At 68.6% G+C, this 1,634-nt stretch carries 1 protein-coding gene; it reads left to right on the top strand.

Annotation, left to right across the window (positions count from 1 at the left end; translation table 11 throughout):
• Positions 1 to 42: 42 nt before the first annotated feature.
• On the top strand, positions 43 to 1,634 hold a 1,592-nt coding region (locus ACIBQ1_RS61820), incomplete at its 3' end, for an amino acid adenylation domain-containing protein (RefSeq protein WP_397292883.1).

The raw sequence follows: 1,634 nt of genomic DNA, 5'->3' as shown, positions 1-1,634 counted from the left end.
GGTGTGCTGGTGCGCACTGCCGTCGGGAACCTGGTGGGGGCGTTGGAGGACTGTCTGGCGGGTGGGCCGGAGGTTGCGCTGGGTTCGGTGGCGGTGCTGGGGGTCGAGGAGCTGGACCGGTTGCTGGGTGAGTGGAATGACACGGCGGTGGAGGTGGCGCCGGCGACGGTGGCGGAGTTGTTCGAGGCTCAGGTGGTGCGGACGCCGGGGGCCGTCGCGGTGGCCTGTGATGGGGTGGAGGTCTCCTACGCGGAGTTGGATGAGCGGGCCGGTCGGCTGGCGGGGGTGCTGGCGGGTCGGGGTGTCGGGGCGGAGTCGGTGGTCGGGATCTGTCTTCCGCGTGGTGTGGAGCTGGTCGTGGCGGTGCTGGCGGTGTTGAAGGCGGGTGGGGCTTATCTGCCGATCGATGCCGGTTATCCGGTGGATCGCATCGCCTTCATGCTGACCGACGCCAACGCCGTGACGGTGCTGACCTCCGCCGCCTTCAAAGAGAAACTGCCTCAGGACGTTTCTTGCGTGCTCCTGGACGCCGACGATCTGGAGTCGGCCGCTGAGGAAATGGGTGAGCCGGTCAGGGCTCTGCCGGGTCATGCCGCTTATGTGATTTACACGTCGGGTTCGACGGGGCGGCCGAAGGGGGTGATGGTGGAGCATCGTTCGGTGGTGGGGTTCCTGGATTGGGCGGTGCGGGAGTTCGGTGGCGCGGATTTCGAGCGGGTGTTGTTCTCGACGTCGTTGAATTTCGATGTGTCGGTGTTTGAGTTGTTCGGTCCGCTGGTGTCGGGCGGTTGTGTGGAGGTGGTGCCGGATCTGCTGGCGGTTGCCGACAGCGGTCGGGTGCTGGACGGGGTGAGTTTGGTCAGTGGGGTGCCGTCGGCGTTCGCGCAGGTGGTGGCGGCGGGGGTGTTGGGGGTGCGGCCGCGTACGGTGGTGCTGGCCGGTGAGGCGTTGTCCGCGGATGTGGTGGCCGGGATCCGTTCGGCGTTGCCCGGGGCGCGGGTGGCCAACATTTACGGCCCCACCGAGGCGACGGTCTACGCGACCGCCTGGTACGCGGACGGAGACCTGAAGCAAGCGGTGCCGATCGGCCGGCCGGTGTCCAACACCCGCGTCTACGTGCTGGACAAGGTCATGAACCCGGCCCCGATCGGAGTCGCCGGGGAGTTGTACATCGCCGGGGCGGGTCTGGCGCGCGGGTATCTGGGTCGTGCGGGGTTGACGGGTGAGCGGTTCGTCGCTGATCCGTTCTCGGCGGGTGGGCGGTTGTATCGCACGGGTGATGTGGTGCGCTGGAACGCCGACGGCCAGGTGGAGTACCTGGGCCGGGTGGATGAGCAGGTCAAGGTGCGCGGGTTCCGGATCGAGCTGGGCGAGGTGCAGGCGGTGGTGGCCGCGCATCCGGAGGTGGTGCAGGTCGCGGTGGTCGCCCGGGAGGACGTGCCGGGTGACAAGCGCCTGGTCGCCTACGTCGTCCTGGACGAGGCCACCGTCGAAGAAGTGGCGGCCTCGGTGGCCGAGCGGTTGCCGAGCTACATGGTGCCCTCAGCGTTCGTCGTCATCGACGCGCTGCCGCTGAACGCCAACGGCAAGCTCGACCGCAAAGCCCTGCCCGCCCCCCACTACACCGGCCACGC

The organism is Nonomuraea sp. NPDC050153, assembly GCF_044460125.1.
GTDB lineage: Bacteria > Actinomycetota > Actinomycetes > Streptosporangiales > Streptosporangiaceae > Nonomuraea.
This window is presented reverse-complemented; position numbering and strand designations above follow the sequence as displayed.